The 20,943-nt window shown below is 36.0% G+C and carries 21 protein-coding genes, 1 pseudogene and 1 riboswitch; of the genes and pseudogenes, 18 read left to right on the plus strand and 4 right to left on the minus strand.

The window, feature by feature from the left end; genetic code table 11:
• The first annotated feature begins 12 nt into the window (after nt 1-12).
• From HNQ94_RS04225 to HNQ94_RS04270, 10 genes and pseudogenes are all read left to right on the plus strand, one after another.
• Nucleotides 13-781 (plus strand): annotated as a pseudogene (locus tag HNQ94_RS04225) (SDR family NAD(P)-dependent oxidoreductase).
• Nucleotides 782-813: 32 nt separating this feature from the next.
• On the plus strand, nt 814-1,572 hold the full coding sequence (locus tag HNQ94_RS04230) for an SDR family oxidoreductase (RefSeq protein WP_174494922.1): 759 nt from the start codon (nt 814-816) through the stop codon (nt 1,570-1,572).
• 434 nt (nt 1,573-2,006) lie between these two features.
• Nucleotides 2,007-2,573 (plus strand): DUF4256 domain-containing protein, encoded by a 567-nt coding sequence (locus HNQ94_RS04235; protein WP_174494921.1) that lies wholly within the window; start codon nt 2,007-2,009, stop codon nt 2,571-2,573.
• 275 nt (nt 2,574-2,848) lie between these two features.
• Entirely contained in the window at nt 2,849-2,980 is a 132-nt protein-coding gene (locus HNQ94_RS19585) for an MBL fold metallo-hydrolase (RefSeq protein WP_246199929.1), read from the plus strand.
• Nucleotides 2,981-3,407: 427 nt separating this feature from the next.
• The gene (locus tag HNQ94_RS04245) at nt 3,408-3,962 is read left to right on the plus strand and encodes a hypothetical protein (protein ID WP_174494920.1); all 555 of its coding nucleotides are present in this window, start codon (nt 3,408-3,410) and stop codon (nt 3,960-3,962) included.
• Nucleotides 3,963-4,151: 189 nt separating this feature from the next.
• Nucleotides 4,152-5,153: a YkyA family protein gene (locus HNQ94_RS04250; protein ID WP_174494919.1), complete on the plus strand. Its 1,002-nt coding sequence runs from the start codon at nt 4,152-4,154 to the stop codon at nt 5,151-5,153.
• A gap of 239 nt (nt 5,154-5,392) precedes the next feature.
• Nucleotides 5,393-6,274: an SDR family oxidoreductase gene (locus tag HNQ94_RS04255; protein WP_174495159.1), complete on the plus strand. Its 882-nt coding sequence runs from the start codon at nt 5,393-5,395 to the stop codon at nt 6,272-6,274.
• A gap of 76 nt (nt 6,275-6,350) precedes the next feature.
• Nucleotides 6,351-6,908: a GNAT family N-acetyltransferase gene (locus HNQ94_RS04260; RefSeq protein WP_174494918.1), complete on the plus strand. Its 558-nt coding sequence runs from the start codon at nt 6,351-6,353 to the stop codon at nt 6,906-6,908.
• A 63-nt stretch (nt 6,909-6,971) separates the two neighbouring features.
• Nucleotides 6,972-7,607: an alpha/beta hydrolase gene (locus tag HNQ94_RS04265; protein WP_174494917.1), complete on the plus strand. Its 636-nt coding sequence runs from the start codon at nt 6,972-6,974 to the stop codon at nt 7,605-7,607.
• A 24-nt stretch (nt 7,608-7,631) separates the two neighbouring features.
• Nucleotides 7,632-8,309, plus strand: a complete 678-nt coding sequence (locus HNQ94_RS04270; protein WP_246199922.1) for an MOSC domain-containing protein — start codon at nt 7,632-7,634, stop codon at nt 8,307-8,309.
• Between the two features lie 46 nt (nt 8,310-8,355).
• Here HNQ94_RS04270 and HNQ94_RS04275 read toward each other — a convergent pair whose 3' ends face one another.
• The 3 genes from HNQ94_RS04275 to glmS form a co-directional block, all read right to left on the minus strand.
• The gene (locus tag HNQ94_RS04275) at nt 8,356-8,601 is read right to left on the minus strand and encodes a DNA alkylation repair protein (RefSeq protein WP_174494916.1); all 246 of its coding nucleotides are present in this window, start codon (nt 8,599-8,601) and stop codon (nt 8,356-8,358) included.
• A gap of 24 nt (nt 8,602-8,625) precedes the next feature.
• Nucleotides 8,626-8,925, minus strand: a complete 300-nt coding sequence (locus HNQ94_RS04280) for a hypothetical protein (protein ID WP_174494915.1) — start codon at nt 8,923-8,925, stop codon at nt 8,626-8,628.
• A gap of 142 nt (nt 8,926-9,067) precedes the next feature.
• Nucleotides 9,068-10,903 carry a glutamine--fructose-6-phosphate transaminase (isomerizing) gene (gene glmS / locus HNQ94_RS04285; protein WP_174494914.1) on the minus strand — a complete coding sequence of 612 codons (1,836 nt, stop codon included), beginning with the start codon at nt 10,901-10,903 and terminating at the stop codon, nt 9,068-9,070.
• 251 nt (nt 10,904-11,154) lie between these two features.
• Between glmS and HNQ94_RS04290 the strand changes: the two genes are divergently transcribed.
• The 6 genes from HNQ94_RS04290 to HNQ94_RS04315 all read left to right on the plus strand — a co-directional run bounded on the left by HNQ94_RS04290 (nt 11,155) and on the right by HNQ94_RS04315 (nt 16,426).
• Nucleotides 11,155-12,162: a glycosyltransferase family 4 protein gene (locus tag HNQ94_RS04290; protein ID WP_174494913.1), complete on the plus strand. Its 1,008-nt coding sequence runs from the start codon at nt 11,155-11,157 to the stop codon at nt 12,160-12,162.
• A 12-nt stretch (nt 12,163-12,174) separates the two neighbouring features.
• Nucleotides 12,175-13,227, plus strand: a complete 1,053-nt coding sequence (gene selD / locus HNQ94_RS04295; RefSeq protein ID WP_174494912.1) for a selenide, water dikinase SelD — start codon at nt 12,175-12,177, stop codon at nt 13,225-13,227.
• A gap of 103 nt (nt 13,228-13,330) precedes the next feature.
• Entirely contained in the window at nt 13,331-14,236 is a 906-nt protein-coding gene (phnD, locus tag HNQ94_RS04300) for a phosphate/phosphite/phosphonate ABC transporter substrate-binding protein (RefSeq protein WP_174494911.1), read from the plus strand.
• 11 nt (nt 14,237-14,247) lie between these two features.
• Complete coding sequence (phnE, locus tag HNQ94_RS04305) at nt 14,248-15,003, plus strand: phosphonate ABC transporter, permease protein PhnE (protein ID WP_174494910.1); 756 nt, start codon at nt 14,248-14,250, stop codon at nt 15,001-15,003.
• A 12-nt stretch (nt 15,004-15,015) separates the two neighbouring features.
• Nucleotides 15,016-15,786 (plus strand): phosphonate ABC transporter ATP-binding protein, encoded by a 771-nt coding sequence (gene phnC / locus HNQ94_RS04310; RefSeq protein WP_174494909.1) that lies wholly within the window; start codon nt 15,016-15,018, stop codon nt 15,784-15,786.
• A gap of 52 nt (nt 15,787-15,838) precedes the next feature.
• Nucleotides 15,839-16,426, plus strand: coding sequence for a polysaccharide deacetylase family protein (locus tag HNQ94_RS04315; RefSeq protein WP_246199921.1), 588 nt, complete (start codon nt 15,839-15,841; stop codon nt 16,424-16,426).
• 25 nt (nt 16,427-16,451) lie between these two features.
• Here the strand turns inward: HNQ94_RS04315 and HNQ94_RS04320 are convergent, their stop codons facing one another.
• Complete coding sequence (locus HNQ94_RS04320; protein ID WP_174494908.1) at nt 16,452-17,039, minus strand: CBO0543 family protein; 588 nt, start codon at nt 17,037-17,039, stop codon at nt 16,452-16,454.
• Between the two features lie 216 nt (nt 17,040-17,255).
• Nucleotides 17,256-17,448, plus strand: a riboswitch (cobalamin riboswitch).
• Between the two features lie 136 nt (nt 17,449-17,584).
• On the opposite strand from HNQ94_RS04320, the gene HNQ94_RS04325 reads away from it, so the two are divergent.
• On the plus strand, nt 17,585-19,873 hold the full coding sequence (locus tag HNQ94_RS04325; RefSeq protein WP_174494907.1) for a ribonucleoside-diphosphate reductase subunit alpha: 2,289 nt from the start codon (nt 17,585-17,587) through the stop codon (nt 19,871-19,873).
• Nucleotides 19,874-19,889: 16 nt separating this feature from the next.
• Entirely contained in the window at nt 19,890-20,933 is a 1,044-nt protein-coding gene (locus tag HNQ94_RS04330; protein ID WP_174494906.1) for a ribonucleotide-diphosphate reductase subunit beta, read from the plus strand.
• The last annotated feature ends 10 nt before the right edge of the window (nt 20,934-20,943 follow it).

Consider the following 20,943-nt stretch of genomic DNA (forward strand, 5'->3'; position numbering starts at 1 on the left):
GAGGTAATTGGAATGAGTTTTAACGGCAAAGTAGTAGTTATCACAGGAGCAGCAGGTGGCCTAGGTCAAGAAGCAGCAAAGCAATTTGTGAATGATGGTGCAAAGGTAGTCTTAGTAGATTTAAAGCAAGAGGCACTTGATCAAACGGTTGCAGAGTTAGGGTTGCCAGAAGGTAGCTATATTACTGTAGCAGCTGACGTGTCAAAAGAAGAACAAGTGAAAAACTATGTAGAGAAAGCAAAAGAAGCTTTTGGACAAATAGATGTGTTCTTTAATAATGCTGGTGTTGAAGGAGTCGTTATTCCAATTCCTGATTATCCTTCAGATGTGTTCAGTCAAGTATTGGATGTAAATGTAAAAGGTGTTCTACGGTATGAAATATGTGATGCCGATTATGAAAGAGCAAAAATCTGGAACGATTATTAATACAGCATCTGTTGCTGGATTAGGTGGAACACCAGGTGTGTCAGCTTATATCGCATCTAAGCATGCCGTTATTGGTTTAACAAAAACTGCAGCATTAGAAGTGGCAGCTGACGGTATCCGTGTAAATGCTGTCTGTCCATCACCGGTAAATAACCGTATGATGCGTTCATTAGAGGCTGGTTTTAGTCCTGAAAATGCAGAGGCTGCAAGAGAAAGCTTCGCAAGTTCTATTCCTTTAGGACGTTATGCAGAAAATTCCGAAATTGTTGATTTAGTTTACTTCTTAGCATCTGAAAAAGCTAGTTTTATAACAGGTGCTATTTATAATATCGATGGTGGAATGAGAGCTTCATAACTAATTTAAAAATATGAAAAGGGGTTATTTATATGAGATTAGAAGGTAAAGTTGCCATTGTTACAGGTGCAGCTTCAGGAATGGGAAAAGCGATCGCCATTCTTTATGCAAAAGAAGGAGCAAAAGTAGTAGCATCTGATATCAATTTGGATGGTGTAAAAGAAACAGTGAAAGAAATAGAAGAAAATGGTGGAACCGGTCTTGCTGTGAAAACGAACGTTGCATCTGAAGAAGAAGTAAATACATTAGTTGACCAAACAGTTGAAGCTTTTGGAACAGTTGATATTTTAGTAAACAATGCCGGTATAATGGACGGTTTTGAGCCAATTGGAGAAATTAGCACAGATAGATTCGAACGCGTGTTAGCTATTAATACAACATCTATTATGCTTGCATCCCGCAAAGTAATGCCAATTTTCTTAGAAAAAGGCTATGGTGTGATTGTGAACAATACATCTGCAGCAGGAGTACAAGGTGCTCGTGGAGGTGCAGCCTATACAGCTTCTAAACATGCTGCAATTGGGTTAACAAAAAACACAGCCTATATGTATGCGCAAAAAGGAATAAGGGCAAATGCTATTGCAACTGGTGCAGTTGAAACAAACATTGCTTCTTCTATGACGAACATAAGTGAATTTGGAGCTGCTCGTCAAGGTGTAGGTATGCCATTAAATCCTCGTTTTGGTAAGCCGATTGATATCGCAAATGTTGCATTATTTCTTGCATCAGACGAATCAAGTTTTGTAAATGGAGCGGTAATAGCTGCTGATGCAGGTTGGACGGCTTATTAATAAAAATTAATCATTTCCTCAAAGAAATGACTACAAAAAATTAATAATTTTGTAGTCATTTTTTTATCGACTTTAAGGGCTCCATTCCCCATATATTTATTTTAAATTTACCATCTTCATTAATTAGCAAATTGATTTCTATACTAATTCATAAACTGAAATGGATATTTATGTTAGAATTATTAATAGTTTGGGTAATCATTTACTTAACTAACAATGAAGGTTGATATAATAGTTACGTAAAAAGAAAGATAGTTAAGAGGGTTAGACGACTATATGTATATGGTTTTTAACAAGAAAGTTCGGTTACTAAAGGAATGCTTCGGCGTATCATGGCAACTAATCTTTTTAAATAGAATCATCAAGTAATTTTTAATCATAACGGGTAGTGGCCCTTCAGACATGATCCATATAAATAGTAAGGGGGTATTTTTTTGACAAAGAGCAATAAGGAGTTATCACAAGAAGTACGTGAAGAATTAATAAGAGTATTAAAAAATCGTTTTGAGAATAATATGAACCGCCATAAAGATCTTAAATGGATTAATATTCAAGAAAAGCTAGAAGCTAACACGGAAAAACTTTGGTCGCTTAATGAAATGGAAAGGACTAGTGGTGAACCGGATGTGGTTGATTATGATAAGAAAACGGACGAATATATTTTTTATGACTGTTCAGCCGAAAGTCCTAAAGGTCGCCGAAGTATTTGTTACGATCGTGAAGCCCTTGAATCAAGAAAAAAACATAAACCAGAAAACAACGCTATTGATATGGCTACTGCAATGGGCATTGAACTTTTATCAGAAGAAGAATACCGGGGATTGCAGAAACTTGGTAATTTCGATAGAAAAACTTCCAGCTGGGTGAAAACACCTGCAAATATTAGGAGTCTGGGCGGGGCCATTTTTTGTGACCGTCGGTATGATACTGTTTTTATGTACCACAATGGAGCAGAATCCTACTATGCTGCCAGGGGTTTCCGTGGCTCGTTAAGAGTCTAAATTCATCCTAGGCTAGCTTTAATCTTTTTCTTAAGGGCGTTAACCAAAATAGGTTTAATGCTCTTTTTTGTTTAAGTTATATAATTAAAGTGGAAGATGAACTTAATAAAAAGTTGTTCCTATCAATGAATAATAAAAAGGAGTAAAGTAACGGAAGAGTTTTTTAGTAACCATTTTACACTTGAGAAAGTAAGTAATTATGTGTATGCAGCAATAGCAAAGGAAGGTAGCGGTTCATTAGCAATGCAGGTTTTATTGACCTAGGAGATAACGTAATTGTATTTGATACTTTTAATACTCAACAGGCTTCAGAGGATTTGAAAATGATTGCTGAAAAAGCAACCAATAATCAAGTAACATGGGTCGTAAATAGTCACTGGCATGGTGATCATATACGTGGCAATTAAACATTTAAGGGAAGTAAAATAGTATCTAGTGAAATCACATATTTAAAAATGAAAGATTACCAAATCAAACTATTAAAGATGAACTAAAATTCCAAGGGAAAAATTGTAGTGCCATACTTTTCTCTAATCGAGTATATAAATGATTCAATAAATGTAGTGAAAATAAATGATTACATAGAAGAAATAGAAATACCTGAAATGTATAAAGATTGGAGTTCTCCTGAAATTTATCACCAAAATTTAAAAATAATTAATAAAATATTATAAAAGGTATTATTTAGTGAAGTAAAGATACTAAATAAGGTAAAAACATCATAGTCGATAATGACAATTCGTTACACGAAGCTGAATTGGAACAACTTATCTATTGGTCCCAAAAACTAACGAGAAGACTTAATTGTACTCTTTACAAAAGGAGAATAATTAAATGAAAAATAAGCTTTTACTAGTAATAAGTATTTTTGTGATTACATTTATCTTTATAGGATGTAGAGCAGAAATAGAAAGAAAGATAAAAGAAGGTAATTATGAACTTGCTTTACGGTCAACAGATATAGAAGAAACAAAGGAAATAAGGGCGATGCTTGATAAAGAAAATATCGATTACTTATTTGAGGAAAAGCTGAAAAGGGGTTATTTATACATTAAAAAGAATGAAATGGATAGGTTCAACCACCTTTTAGGCTTAGATCGAGAACAACTTATCATGCTTGTTGTTGGAAAAAGAAAGATTGATCAAGATCATCATTTACTAGTAACGAATAACCAGAATAAAATAAAGAGCTTTTCGAATATGAGCTTTGACAAGGCTTTATCATTTGTCGAACAAAATGGAGGAGCTTTTATTAGTGTTAGTTCAGAAAATTATCAATTGATAGAAGCTGGCACAAGAGTTAAGGTTACTTTTAACCCTTTTGAAACCAATCGTGAATTAAACCCTCCTTTGTACAAAGCAATTCTTGTTGAAAAAATAGGTGAGTAGAGTAGATAATTACTTTCTTTAATTCAACCAAAAACAATAAGGCAATTTTAGAAGATCGTCAATAAGACGATCTATTTTATTGGAATTAATAAGGGAAATGATGTTTTTGTGCTAAAATTAAATACAAATTTAAATGTCGTAAAACTAGATAACTTATTAATAACTAAACGAAGAACTTGGAGGAAACTAATGTTGAAAAAAATACTAACTTTCTTAGTTGTCGTCTCCGGATTATTATTCGGATGTAGTTCAGAAGAGAAAACATTAGAGAAAACACCTGGGAGAACGGTAGAAACATTCTACATGGCTGCCAATGCTGGAGAATATGAGAGAGCTGAAGGCTATTTGTCAGAAGAGGCAATGAACCAATTTGAGATGCTGGGCATGAGTACACAAGATGGTATGAGTGACATTACTAAAAATGGAACGATAAAAAGTATAGACATTACAGATGAATTGATTGGTGATCGACGCTCCACTGTTGATTTTACCATTACCTTTGAGGATAATACCGCCGTAGTTTCCTCAGTAAACCTTACAAAAGAAGAAGGAAAATGGAAAATAGGGAAAGATATAGTTCCTGATGATACTTCAGAGAATCAAGAAGGTGAAAATGATATAGCCGGAATGATGTATGGACACTTGGAAGAGGCTCTTTCTTTAGAGGAGCCATTCGCAGAACAACAACAACATCTTCTAGAATTAGAACAGCAAGAGAGTGAGTTATATAATGAAATTATTAATTTAGGTATGGATAAATTTGAACAAATACAAGAAAAGGCTAATGACGCAATAACGTTAGTTAATCAGCGAACGACATCTATTCAACAAGAAATGGAAAGTATTGATGCTGCAAAAGAAGAGTTCGAAAAAATTGCTCCAATGATTCAACATCTTGAAAATAGCGAAGCAAAAGAAAAAGCACAGGAAATGTATGATGTTATGCAAGAAAGATACGTTGCATACATCCAGTTATATGAAGCGTATATGAAATCACTTGAGCAAGACGAGAATTTATATGAAATGTTAAAACAAGAAAATACGACAGAACAAGAACTAGAAGATCAGATTGATCAAGTAAATATAAGTTATAATAAAATAAACGAATGTAATATATTGTTCAATCAAAAAACGGACCAATACAATGATTTAAAAAGAGAATTTTATGAATTAACCAAGCCCTCTCTCTAGTGATATGAATGAACATAAGAAATGTTTGAGAAAACTTGTTCAATCCCAACAAATAAGATATATGTTGTATATCATGCATCATCCCGGGCTCTTCAGCTAAACGAAGAAACTGGGATGTTGTTTTTATTCTACGTAATAATGAGTTTAGATTAAGAATGCAAGAAACATAACCTTTGCTGTAACAATGCTTCCTACTTAATCATATTTTACCTCTATAAAAATAGGGGAGTTGACTAATGATGACCAACAAAAATAAGCAAAAGGTAGCAAATCCAAAGCATTTTCCGCCACAGCATCAACCTATTCATCCGGGTTTGGAAGCATTGATGGTACCAAAGCCGAAAGCAGAGGATCCATGCTATAAGGGAACAGATAAATTAAAAGGAAAAGTGGCAATTATTTCTAGTGGAGACAGCGGAATCGGAAAGGCCGTTGCCATTGCGTTTGCCAAGGAAGGTGCTGACATTGTTATTGCTTATTTAAATGAGCACATTGATGCAAGAAATACGAAAGGTCGTATTGAAGAAATTGGTCAACAGTGCTTACTAGTTCCATGTGATTTAGGGTCTGAACATAATTGTCATGATGTCGTCGATCAAACGTTAAAAACCTTCGGGAAATTAGACATTCTCGTGAATAATTGTGCAGAAGCACATCCGAAAAAAAGTATAACAGAAATAAACGCCCATCAGCTTTATCGTGTGTTTCAAACGAATATTTTCTCTTACTTCTTTCTTACTAAGGCAGCCTTACCATATTTGAAATCTGGAAATACAATAATAAATACAACGTCTGAAGTAGCTTATAATGGCCAAGAGGATAATATAGACTATGCGGCAACAAAGGGGGCAATAGTAACGTTTACTAGATCACTAGCCCTACAATTAGTTGGGCAAAATATACGTGTGAATGGCATTGCACCTGGCCCCATTTGGACTCCGATTATTCCATCTAGCTTTCCGGCTGAACAAATGACTAATTTTGGCACTGGAACACCTATTGGAAGAGCAGGACAACCATATGAGCTGGCTTTAGCCTATGTGTATTTAGCTTCCTCTGATTCTAGTTATGTCACAGGGCAAGTAATTCACGTAAATGGGGGAACGATGACAAGTAGCTAATTTGAAAAATATTCCCTTTATATAAGCAAATTATAGTAAAATGTTGGTACCAAACAAGAGAAAGACGGAGGTAAACATGCTATTAAAAGGGGAAAAAGTAGTTTTGCGTAAAGCTGTACAAACTGATGCAGAAAAAATGTACTATTGGAAGTTTGAAGAAGAAAAACAGGAAGCAAAAAAATGGAACGGACCTTATATTCCAGAGCCTTTTCAATCAAAAGAGAAATTTTTAGCTGATTGGAATCCAAAAGAGGAAATTCTTCCGGGAACACCTTCCTTTTTGGTTATTGAGGTAGAAGGGAATTTTATCGGAACCGTTAGCTGTTATTGGGTTGACAGAAATACGAACTGGCTAGAAACAGGGATTGTCATTTATGACTCAAGCTATTGGAGCGGAGGGTATGGCTCTGAAAGCTATCGTATGTGGATAGATTTTTTGTTTCAATCCACCAATCTTCATCGTTTAGGCTTTTCTACGTGGTCAGGGAACATAAGAATGATGAAAGCTGCTGCTAAGCTTGGTATGCAAGAAGAAGCGAGAATTCGGAAAGCAAGAATGGTGAATGGAGAGTATTATGATGCTATTAAAATGGGGATTTTACGTGAAGAGTGGGAGAGACAAGTAAAAAAATAACTTCTACCTTATAAATAAGTAAATATGTAAATAATATGACAGTAAAAAGAAACGGGTGAGCAAATGAAAGCTGTTCAAAAAACTATATATACACCTGATAAAGAAATAGCCTATACCCACATTCAAAAAGGGTCTAGTAAAATTTGTTTTATGTTCTCAGGTATAGGTTACACATATGAAAAACCGTTACTTTATTTTGCAACAATGACGATGTTAGAACAAGGTCTAGATGTTGTTCATATTCATTATGAATACGGACAAGAGTTTTTGAAAAATCCTATAGCTGATATATCAGCGAAAATGGTAAGTGACATTGACTTGGTAATGAAAGATGTTTCCCATAATAATTTGTACGATGAAACAATATTGTTAGGTAAATCTCTTGGCACCATACCAATTGTTTTAGAATATGCAAGGCGAGAAGCATTTAAGGATACCAAAATGGTCCTTTTAACCCCATTGTTAGGATATGATGTACTATATGACTCCATATTAAAAAGTAACATGCTTGGTTTGCTCATTATTGGAGATGAAGACCAACACTATAAGCAGGAACTAATGGAACAATTGCAGAAGACAAAACTAGAAATAGAAATAATAAAAGGCGCCAATCATTCCTTAGATGATTATCAATTAGATACGAATCAATCCTTACATAACTTATCTCGGGTAATGAAAAAGATAAAAGAGAATATATGATGCAAAAATAAAGGAAGTGACCTAGTGCATACAATAACGAAAAAGTATACAGTAAAATCGTTAAACCTTGGCAAAATCGAAACACATACATATGGAAAACAAACGTTTGACACAGCTATTCGAAAAAAGTCCCTTCAAGAACCTATTTTCCTTAGTAAGATAGGATTAGTTGGTGATGAACACGCTTATAAACAGCATGGTGGAGAGGATAAGGCATTATGTTTATATCCGTATGATTACTACACTTATTGGGAAGATATATTGAGTAATGTAGACAACACGGCTATATTTGGTGAAAACGTTACGGTTATTGGTTTAACAGAGGATGTTGCATGTATTGGGGATGTTTTCTCTTATGGAGAAGCCGTGATCCAAGTAACGGAACCACGTGTCCCTTGCTATAAACTTGCTGCTAGATATGAAGTGCCAGACATGGTGAATCGTATGGTTGATAAAGGGTATACAGGATTTATGTTTCGAGTGCTACAAGAAGGAATTGTTACCCCTACTGATGAATTAATTTTAAAAGAAAATCATCCTCAACAAGTGACAGTATCGATGGTAAATGAAGTTCGATATAAGGATCGTGAAAATGTAACAAAGATTGAACACATACTAGCAGTAGAAGAATTGGCAGGAAGTATGAGGGAAACCTTAGAAAAGCAATTAAAATCAATAAGAAACAAGAATGCTACCAATTAAATAATGCCATAACAAAGGAGCTTGGGTTACCAAGCTCCTTTTCTTTTCATCGACTATTCTCCGCGTGTTTAATAAAGGTTCTTTCGTCCTCAACTAAACCACAGACACCACACTGTACTTTATATTCTGGTCCATTGTATGGCCTATGGAAAATATCTAACGTGTCATTCGTGAATTCGTTTACAACTTCACCTGATTGTGCATCCATTTTTACCGGTGTTGCAACTTGTTGAATAATATTAAAGCGTGAACGATTCGTTTTACAGTTAGGACATAAATAAGCGTTTGCCAATGTCCTCACCTCCAGTTTCAAAAATTAATGGGTCTGTTCTTCATGCCTTGTATTATGAATAATTGTTTTTGTCTTATAATCTCCATGAAGAGCACAGCGAAAAACAACTGTTTTAATCGTATGGTATACGTGATAGTCATGATAGTGTACCCCTGCGAATGTATCAATTTTCTTTTCATACTTATCAATTAATTTATCTTCTGTAGATACATGCACTTGTTCCCAGTCATGTATCGTCTTTCCGTGTACTTGTTCAGCACTTACGATAATCGCAGATGCGATGACCACCCCAAACATGACGAAAATGGTTACTATTTTTTTCATTCGACCACCTTCCTTTTAAGCAAGGGAAAAATTTCATATTTATTTTTTATTATTACCAGGAATACTGAAGTTTTATACGGAAGAGGAAACGCAAAAAGGGATATTCCATGTTCATTCCAATGGAATATCCTTTAACGTCATATTATTCTACTGTTAAACTTTTCGCTAAATTGCGTGGTCGGTCCACGTTATAACCACGAACAGTACCAGCATAATAGGCTAACAATTGTAATGGAATAGCTGCAAGTATGGGCATGAAAAAAGCGTGAGCTTCTGGTATATATAATACTTCATCAACGACTTCAGCTACCGATTCATCACCTATGGTTGTGATTCCTACAACATATGCATCCCTTGCTTTAATTTCCCGAATATTACTGATCGTTTTTTCTCTTAAATGGGCTTGGGTCGCTAATGCAATAACTGGGATACCTGGTGTAAATAGAGCCATGGTTCCATGTTTGATTTCTCCAGCAGCATAAGCATCTGCATGTAAATAGGCAACTTCTTGCAGCTTCAGGGCACCTTCTAAAGCGAGAACATAATCAAGTCCACGTCCAATTAAAAATAGATGGTCTTGATCATCGGTAACTTGTGCAAATTTATCAATTGCATCCTGTGTCATAATCAAACACTTTTCCACTTCATTAGGTAATTCTTTCAATGCTTCCAACATATCTGGAGTCATCTTATTACCAGGTCCGCTCACTTTTTCTGATAGAGCGATAGCTAAAAGGATGAGGGCAGTCATTTGACAGGTGTAAGCTTTGGTAGCAGGCACTGCTAATTCAGGGCCTGCATTTGTACAAATCATACAGTCTGCTTTTCTCGCAATATTGCTTCTTTTTTTATTTGTTATTGCAATCGTTTTCGCACCATGGGCTTTAGCTTCCTTAAGTGCAGATAACGTATCTGCTGTTTCGCCTGACTGACTAAGGACAATGACGAGCGTCTGATCATCTAGTAAGCCGTGTTCGAAGCTAAATTCAGATGAAATAGAAACTTCAACTGGGATTGAAAGCATTTGTTCAATAATTTTTTTTCCTATCATTCCAGAGTGATAGGAGGTACCACTAGCAACAATGTCAACTTTCCGAAAACTTTCCATCTGAAATTGTTCAAAAAAAGTATCAAGCTCAGGGATGGATACAGAAGAAGCAGTTAATCGTCCCGCTAATGTTTGTTTGATTGCTTTTGGTTGTTCGGTAATTTCTTTCAACATGAAGAAATCGTGCTCTTGTAATGTAATTTCTTCCTCGTCCCACTCAATCAAAGACTTTACCGGAGTTACACTTTCTCCACCTATTGTTTGGATTGTAATTGTAGTAGGTGTTAACACGGCAATTTCATTGTTTTTTATCGGATAAATTTCCTTCGTATACGATAAAAGGGCAGAAATATCAGAAGATAAAAAGGCTTCTCCATCACCATAACCTAGGATCAATGGATTCTCCTGTGAAATCCCAATAATCGTATCTGGTTGGGTTTTGCTCATAATAGCCAATGCAAAAGAGCCTTGAAGCATTGGTAACACTCTACGTACAGTTTCCTTCAAGTCTCCTGTATCATATTTAGCTAAAAGGTGAGGGATGACCTCTGTATCAGTATCGGTTAAAAAAGTATATCCTTCTGTTATTAATACTTTTCTTAACTGTCGATAATTTTCAATAATGCCATTATGTACTACATAATAGTTTTCTTTATTATCTGTTAAAGGATGAGAGTTTAAAGCGGATGGGGTCCCGTGTGAGGCCCAGCGTGTATGACCGATGCCTAGTGTTCCTTTTAAAATGGGATCAAGTTGAATGGAAGCCTCCAAATCTTGAATTCGCCCTTTTTCTTTTCGCATTTCTATTTCATTGCCATTCGATATAGCCAAACCAGCAGAATCGTATCCACGGTATTCTAAGTGCATTAAACAGTCTATTAAAATCTGCTGAGATGAACGTTTACCTACATATCCAACTATTCCACTCATTGTAACCTTCACCTCTCTATGTTATTTCACGTTAAATACGTCAGTTTAAAAACCTACTAAATTCCGTTTCCTTATCATCAACGAAAGTAAAAAACGAGTTTGTTTTATTATATTCAATTTATTTCATATTTGGAATTTTTTCGTCACCATATCTTACAAGGTTTTTTACTTGAATAAAGAAACAAGGGAAAAGTAATATAAAGGTCAGAAAGAATAATAAAGAATAATAAAGTCTAAAAGGATGACGATCATTGAAGGTACTTTTAATTACACCTAATTTCCATCAACCACGGGGAAATACTGTAACCGTCCAACGAATTGCTAACGGGTTACAGAAGCTTGGGGTTAGGACGGAAATCATATCAAACATGGATGACAATGTGATAACAGAACTCCCTCAAGCTGATATTGTACATGGTTTTCATGCGTATCGATTTTATCAGTTTAAGGAAAAACTAAAACAACCACTGCATCACTATGTTGTGACGATGACAGGGACAGATTTAAATCACGATCTATTTAATAAAGATAGGCGTAAGGATGTTTTAGACTGTTTACGAAATGCTAAAGCTATTCACGTTTTTGATCATGAGGCGAAGGGCATATTGGCAAAGGAAGCGTCAGAATTATATTCGAAAATTCACATCATTCATCAAGGAACACCCCCGTTTATGGAGAATCAACCAGCTATTCAAAAGGATAAAAATACATTTTTATTTGTATTGCCAGCTGGAATTAGAAAGGTGAAAAATGTTCCTTCCGCTATTCATATGTTAAAATCTCTCCACGACAATTATCCATACATTCGTCTTTGGTTAGTTGGTCCAGTGATTGAGCAGGAAGAGGGAAAAGTTGTTCAAGAACTAGTAGGTAAAAATAGTGATTGGGTTACTTATATTGGTCAAGTAGATCATGACAAAATGGGTGGAATTTATCATGAGGCAGATGCCGTTCTTAATACATCTATTTCAGAAGGTCAATCTGCAGCGATTTTGGAAGCAATGAGCTATGGAATACCAGTTATCGCATCGGATAACCATGGTAACAAAAACATTGTGACACAAGGGAAAACAGGATTTGTTTACGAAAATAAAATCCAATTTCTTGATTATGCGGAGCAAATCATGAATAATATCGAACTAAGGCAACAAATTGGAGAGACAGCCAAAAACTATATTGCCGAAAATCATTCTAGTAGCTATGAAGCAAATAAGTTACAAACTATTTATGAAAATGCGCTCCAAGAAAACATAGAGTAAGGAAGTGAGAAAATGTCCAAAAAAGATGAAATAATTAAATTAACTTCATTGTCGACGAAAGGAGGCTGAGGCTGCAAAATTGGTCCTGAAGACCTGGCTCAGGTGCTGAGTCATTTACCAAAATCCGAACCAAACCCGAATCTTCTTGTTGGATTAGATACTTCTGATGATGCTGGTGTCTATAAAATAAATGATGAAGTAGCACTCGTACAAACGTTAGACTACTTTACACCTATCGTAGATGACCCGTATATGTTTGGACAAATTGCAGCAGCGAATGCATTAAGTGACGTATATGCTATGGGTGGGAAACCAATTACAGTTATGAACATCGTCGGTTTCCCGATCAGTACATTAGATAAAGGAATTTTAGCGCAAATTTTAGCTGGATCCTCTGACAAAGTTAGGGAATCAGGAGCAGTGTTAGTTGGTGGACATTCCATAGATGATCAAGAACCGAAATTTGGTTTATCTGTAACAGGAACTATTCACCCAGAAAAGATAAGAGCTAATGCAGGTGCAAAGCCTGGAGATCGCTTAATCATTACGAAACCTATTGGTGTTGGTATTTTAACGACTGCGATTAAACGTGATCTGTTAGATGAACAAGATTTAGAAAACGTTATGCAAGTGATGGCAACATTAAATAAAGATGCAGCAGAGGCGATGGAAAGCTATAACGTAAATGCATGTACAGATATTACTGGCTTTGGCTTATTAGGTCATACGTGTGAAATAGCAGAAGGAAGTAATGCTGGTATTACGATTTATAGTAAAAAGGTACCAGTTTTACCGAAAACGAAGGAATTCGCTGAGCAAGGGGTTGTTCCTGGTGGATCGAAAAAAAATCACAAGTGGCTGGAAGGAAAAATTGATTATGCGAGCCATGTTAGTGAAATCGATCAATTAATCCTATGTGATGCTGTTACATCAGGAGGACTTCTTATTTCAGTACCAGAAGCAGAAGCAGAAGCTCTACTAGAAGATTTAAAGGCGAGAAATGTGGAGTCTGCAATAATTGGAGAAGTAACAAATGAAAATGCTGGACGCATTAACGTGATTTAGCAAGGGGCTCTTCTTAGGGCCCTTTTTACTGACCTGTTAGTTACTTTTCGTACTTAGATTTGAGCATTTTATACGAATACAAAATGAAAAAGAGGTGAACGTAATGAGAAAATGGGGATTCCTGCTTTTTTCTCTTACTATACTGTTTATTTTATCTGCGTGTGGAACGGAAAATGAGAATAATAATGGAACAGATGAAGGATCGAACACAGAAGAAGCATTTTCTATCGGAGTTATTCCTGCCCAAACAGAAGGAGCAATGGACGGTGCGATGGATAAACTTCAAGCAATTCTAACAGAAGACTTAGGACGTGAAGTAACAATTGATGTTTATCCAGACTACAATGGGGTTGTGGAAGCATTGAACTACGATAAAATTGATATGGCCTTCTTGGGTCCATTAACATACGTTATTGCCCATCAAAATAGTGGTGCAAAGGCAATCGTTACCCAGTTAGTGGATGGCGAGCCTTTTTATCATTCGTATATCATTACCCATGTGGATAATCCCTGGGAATCAATAGAGGATTTACTAGAAAATCCAGGAGAAGTTGATTTTGCTTTTGGTGATCCAAACTCCACTTCTGGTTCCTTGATCCCAAGTATTGAATTACAGGATAGGGGCGTTTATGAATCTGAGGATGAGTATGAATTTAATTCTGTACGATATACTGGTTCCCATGACGCAACTGCTCTATCTGTACAAAATAAGCAAGTAGATGCTGGTGCGATTGATAGTGCTATTTATAATCAACTTGTTGAATCTGGAAAGATTGACGGAGAGCAGTTGAAAATAATTTGGCAATCCGAAAAGCTTTTCCAATATCCATGGACAGTACATGGTGATACAGACGAAAAAACGATTGAAACGTTACGACAAGCCTTTTTAGCAATAGAGGATGAGGAAATTTTAGATGCATTTGGAGCTAGTGGATTTACAGAAGCAACAGATGAAGATTATGAAAGTATTAAGCAAGCTGCGATTAAACAAGGAATCATTAAGGAATAGAGCTGATAACATTGTGGTTTAAACGCCGTAGTATTTTTACCTTGCTTCTGTTAGCCGCATTTACGTATGTTAGTATGCGGCTAACAGAGTTTGATATATCAAAGTTTAAAGACTTTCGAAATATGATTGACTTTTTAACCCAGTGGTTCCCAATGGATACGTCTAATCTTCCAAGGATGATTGAAGACAGTATTTTAACAGTAGCAATGGGCTTTTTGGGAAGTTTTCTTGGGTTGATTGTCGCCTTGCCTATTAGCTTTATGGCCGCTTGGAATACATCGCCAAGTAAATTTTTATTTCATTTGACGAGAGTGATCTTGAGCTTTGTTCGATCCATTCCCGAAATTGTATTTGGACTAATTTTATTAACGGCGTTAGGACTTGGCCCATTTCCGGCAGTTTTAGCAATGATGTTTCACAATATCGGTGTACTTGGAAAATTAATCTCGGAATTAATCGAAGCTTCTGATCCGGGTCCACAAGAAGCGATGAAGGCTGTTGGAGCGAAGAAAGGGTTTGGTAATATCTTTAGTATTTTACCGCAAATATGGCCAAATGTGTTATCCAATTATTTTTATCGTTTCGAAGTGGCTATAAGGACATCACTCATATTAGGGTTTATCGGTGCAGGCGGAATTGGTCAACGATTATTTAATGATTTTAAAACATTTCAATATCCATCTGTGGCCCTTGATGTGTTATTAATTATGATCATTGTCATTATCGTCGATCTTCTAGGTAGCTACGTTCGAAAAAGGATCATATAAGGGGCAAACGACATGTTAGAAATAAAGGATTTAACCGTACAATATAAGGGAAACGAAGACAATGCTCTTGCTGACATTAATCTTTCTTTTCAAAAAGGAGAGTTTGTCTGCATCTTAGGGAAGAGTGGAGCAGGAAAATCAACCCTTATTCGCTGCCTAAATGGACTACAAAAGCCGACTGAGGGTGAGATACAGTGGGAAGGGAAGCTACTTTCTGATTTAAAAGAGGAACAGCTTCGGAAGGTGCGAAGAGAAATGGGAATGATTTTTCAACATTTTAACCTAGTCCCCCGTTTATCTGTTATACAAAATGTCTTGACTGGTTTGTTCGGTTATCGTAGTACGTTTAAAAATTTGGTTGGATGGTATACGAAGGATGAGCTAAATCGTGCAAAAGAGGTCATTGATAATGTAGGATTGACAGACTTCACCCATCGACGTATAGAGCGATTGAGTGGTGGTCAAAAGCAGCGTGTTGGAATCGCTCGGGCATTACTACAACAGCCGAAAGCTTTACTTGGAGATGAGCCTGTATCAAGTTTAGATCCCGGGACGTCCAATCACATATTTACTTTACTAAAGGAAATACACCGGGAGCATGATTTGTTGACGATCATTAATGTCCATGACGTAGAGCTTGCCATTAGGTATGCTACACGAGTGATTGCCTTAAAGGACGGGGTCATAACGTTTGATGGTAAACCAGAAGATTTTGATAATGATGCCTACTACGATACGTATGAATCAGTTCGATCTAATGGAGAAAAAGTGCCTTTCACATAGGAGAGTGGTCTTGATGATAAAAAGTCCATGAGTAGTTGACAAGTCCAGGGTCGTGTTCGACTCTCAAGATGAACAGATAATCACAAAAGTAAACAAGGAAAAAGCGATAGTATTAACTTTTGACGATGGTCCTAGTAAGTTGCTGCCATCCATTTTGGATATTTTAAAAGAAGAAGCAGTACCAGCAGTGTTTTTTTGGCAATCTCGCCTATTATATCCAACGAGGCCTTGGCAAAGAGCGTTAGATGAAGGACATCAAATCGGAACCCATTCGACAAAGCATGTGAATTTAGCAAAACTCCCAAAAGAAAAACAGTACGTAGACATTAAAAGTAGTGTGGAAAAAATAGAACGTATTATCGGACAAAAAGTAACTTATTTTCGTCCACCTTTTGGACAGTACAATGAGGCCACACTGGAAGTCTTAGCTGAATTAAAGTTAAGGCCCATATTTTGGCGTGTAGCAGCGATGGATTGGGAACTAAAGTGTGATCCACAGGAAATTGTGACAAATGTGATGGATCACTTAGAAGATGGGGCCATTTTGCTTTTACACGAATTAAAACAAACAGTGGAAGTTTTGCCAAGTTTAATTCAAGCTATTAAAGCGAGAGAGTATAGTTTTTCATTGTTAGAATAAAAATGAGGTACCTTTAAGGTACCTCTTAATTTTGTTTATTTTTTCTAATTTCACTTTGTTCAAAGCCACTAAAAATGTTCGTAATCCATTTAGAAACAAATGCAATAAGTAAGTAGAACACAAATAAGTGGTAATAGGTTACTCCTTCACCTATCTGGAAAAGATTCATAGCTACTAATATTGGTTTAAACACAAAAGAAAGAAATGCAGCCATTACTGTTGCTGCTATATAATAATTTTTCTTATACTTTAAAACCCATTGATAAGTAAACATAAAAGCCATTGGAACAAGTGAAACATCTAAAGCAAAACTGGTCGACAAAAAAGGAAAAACTTTATATGGATAGAACCATGCATTAAACGAGCCACCAATCGTATCCGCATACGTAAACCAAACATGAACATTAAAGCCATAAAACCCTAAAAAGAACGCTTTTTCCCGATTTAAAAATAGGATTATCAGAACAAGGGGTATAAGAAGAAACCCAACTATCACCCAAAATTGCCAAGTGTTGAAATCGGAATAAGCGTTCCAATACTCCATCCAGGCATTCATTAAATCACTTTGTAAATCCTTAATTATTTGAATGTCTTCTTGCTGGTTTATTGTCATAGGCATTCAACCTGTATCCTCGTTTTTCTTAACTTTCACCAATCTACACATAATATTCTTTTTCGTTGTCGATTTATAGGTAAAAAGGAGTAATATTGCCAAATTTATGATAAAAGGTGAAAATTTTGTTGAAATATGGGTAAATATCATTTATTCTAGTAAAAAGCAGGAATTACACAATATATAGAATAATTTATATAAGTATAAACTACATATAGTTTGGCCGTAAGTGAAGGTGCCATTAGGCGTAAAAGGGAATCTGGTGAAAATCCAGAGCTGCCCCCGCAACTGTATATGCGAACGAAATGAGAAAACCACTGTATAAGAATGTTTAAATTTTTTTATATGGGAAGGACTCAAAGTAGGAAGATGCATTAGTCAGGAGACCTATCTTTACTTGCTGTTTCATCATCTTCGGGGATTGAGAAGATGAAACGATGGCAACAAGAGAGGTACTTTGAAGTACTTTTATACCCCTTTTGTGTTATCGTTTCATCCGCTCAGTAAAATAGGGCGGTTTTTTTATTTTTAGGGGAGGAATTCACATGTCGACGGTTTTACGAGGAGAACTACATAACGTTTCACAAATGATTGAAAAAGCTGCCATAAGGTATAACTTGGATGCTAGTAAATTAAAAGAAAAAATGAGGCAAATAGCGGATCAAAAGGACAACATGTATCAAGAAGCAATGCTCTATTCTTTAAATCAAATAGCGATGGACCAACCAAACTGGACATATTTAGCTGCTGAGCTTTATTTACAACAGCTTTACGATAAAGCCTCTCAAAATCGAGGATATGACAAGCAATTTAAATATGGAGATTTATATTTATTAATTGAAAAACTAACCGAGGTAGGTATTTATTCATCATCCATCTTAACGCAATATTCCAAAGAGGAAATAAAAGAGTTAGAGAAACAAATAGAACCAGACAAGGATTTACTATTTAATTACATAGGTTTATTTTTACTGGCAGACCGGTATTTGGCTAAGGATCATGATGGCAAAATATACGAGCTTCCACAAGAACGTTTTATGATCATTGCGATGACAATCATGCAAAATGAAAAGAAAGAAAAAAGACTAGCACTTGTCAAAGAAGCTTATTGGGCTTTAAGCAATCTCTATATGACCGTTGCAACTCCGACCCTATCTAATGCGGGTAAAAGCTTTGGTCAATTATCGTCTTGTTTTATTGACACAGTCGAGGATTCCCTTGACGGTATTTATTTAAATAACTGGGATATAGCTCGTCTAAGTAAAGATGGTGGTGGGATTGGGATCTACTACGGTAAAGTAAGAGCTTTAGGTTCAGATATTAAAAAGTTCAAAGGTAATTCGTCCGGAGTTGTTCCGTGGATTCGATTAATCAATGATACAGCAGTAAGTGTGGATCAATTAGGACAACGTCAAGGGGCTGTAGCAATTTACTTAGATGTTTTTCACAAAGATATTATGAATGGATTCCTCGATTTGAAAACAAATAACGGGGATGAGCGAAGAAAAGCTCACGATATTTTTACCGGCGTAAGCATCCCAGACTTGTTCATGAAAAAGCTTGAAGAGGTGGACGAAGATGGGAGAAGCATTGGAGAATGGCACACGTTTTGTCCGCATCAAGTAAAGCAAATTATGGGCTGGAAGGATGAAAACGGTAAACCATTAGGCTTAGAAGATTTTTATGATGAATTAAATGATAAGTATTTTACCGAAAAATATGAAGAAGCAGTGAAACATCCTCTTTTACCACGTAAAACGTATCGAGCAATGGATATTATGGCTCGGATAATGGTAGCACAATTAGAAACTGGTACACCGTATATGTTTTATCGAGATGAAGTAAACCGTCAAAATCCGAATAAGCACGGAAGAGGAGCGGGAAGAACGTCCATCTATTGTAGTAATTTATGTACAGAAATTGCACAAAACATGTCGACTACAACGATTGTAAATGAATACACGGATCAAGACGGAAATCTTGTTATCGTACGAAAGCCAGGAGACTTTGTTGTATGTAATTTATCATCTATTAATCTGCCAAAAGCGGTATGTGCTGAAGTGTTGGAACGACTCATTCGAGCCCAGGTAAGAATGCTAGATAATGTCATTGACTTGAATACGATTCCTGTTGGACAAGCAGAAACGACTAATAAAAAATATCGTGCCGTTGGACTAGGAACATTTGGATGGCACCATTTGCTAGCTCTGAAAAAGCTTTATTGGGAAACGAATGAAGCCGTTGATTATGCAAATGAGCTATATGAAAATATCGCTTTCTACACGATTCAAGCTTCCATGGAATTAGCTATGGAAAAAGGTAGTTATAGTCAGTTTGAAGGGTCTGAATGGCAAACAGGTGCTTATTTTGAACGAAAAGGTTATGGAACGTCTAGATGGAAAACGTTACAAAAAGATATTGGTGTAAATGGGATTCGAAATGGCTGGTTAATGGCAATAGCACCTAACTCATCCACTGCAAAAATCGGCGGCTCTACTGATGGAATTGATCCGTTATATGCGGTCGAATATGCGGAGGAAAAGAAAAACTTTAAATTTAAAGTAACTGCACCAGATTTAAATCACCATACGTATCCTTATTATCGTAGAGCCCGTCATGAACTGGATCAAGTGTGGAGTATTAAGCAAAATGCAGCTAGACAAAATCATATAGATCAAGGCATAAGCTTTAACTTATACGTTCGTCATGATATAAAAGCGAAAGAATTACTAGGGTTACATTTAGCAGCTTGGAAGCACGGTTTAAAAACAACTTACTATGTACGCAGCACGTCCCAGGCAGAAATTGATGAATGTGAGGCATGCCATAGCTAAAATAGGAGGATGAACCATGACAAAGGAAACGTTAACGAAAATAAAACTACTAAATCCAGAACATCCCAATAAATCGACTGGTATTATAAATGGTCAATCTTCTGGCATATTAAATTGGAACGACATTGCTTATCCACAAATGTATGATTTGTATCAAACACTTTTATCAAATTTTTGGAAGGCACAAGAAATAAATATGCAAGATGATATTAAACAATGGGACCAGTTAACGTTGGTAGAAAAAGACGTATTTTTAAGGATTAATACCCAACTCGCGTCACTTGATAGTTTGCAAACACCAACAATGAGTCAAGTAATGGATTATGTAACAGACTCAAGCTTTAAAGCTATATTTGCGGTTATATCACAGCAGGAAGCCGTTCACAATGAATCCTATTCCTATGTACTAAGTTCTTTAGTTCCACTGCGGGAGCAAAATGAGCGTTTTAACGAGGCAAAAAATGATCCCATTGTACAAAAGCGAAATCAGCTTATATTAGATGCTTACGAAAAGTTTCGTCAGGAGCCTTCTCCTCAGCACCTGTTTGAGTTAGGTGTAAATTCGATTAATTTAGAGGGGATATACTTTTACGCAGGATTTGCCTTTTTCTACAATCTTGCTCGTCAGCAAAAAATGCTTAAGACAAGTACAATGATAAGCTACATCCAACGAGACGAAATGCAACATGCTTATTTTATCGGACAATTTATTCGAATCTTATTATCAGAAAACCCATCGTTAAATACGGAAGAAAACATACAATACATGTACGATACTATTGGAAAGGCTGTTGAATTAGAGAAGGAATGGGCCCAATACATTTTAAAAGATATTCCTAGTATTGATTTAAATGAATTTTCGGCTTATGTGGAATATTTGGCAAACAAACGATTTCGTCAACTCGGTCTTCCTAATCTTTATGATGAACGTGATAATCCAATGCAATGGATACACGTGTTCAGTGATGAAATGATTAACGAAACGAAATCAGATTTTTTTGAACAAAAATCTCGAACGTATACGAAAGTATCCCAATCAAACGGATTTGATGAGTTGTAAGGGTGAAAAT

It is taken from the genome of Salirhabdus euzebyi (assembly GCF_014207435.1).
Taxonomy (GTDB): Bacteria; Bacillota; Bacilli; order Bacillales; family Alkalibacillaceae; genus Salirhabdus; species Salirhabdus euzebyi.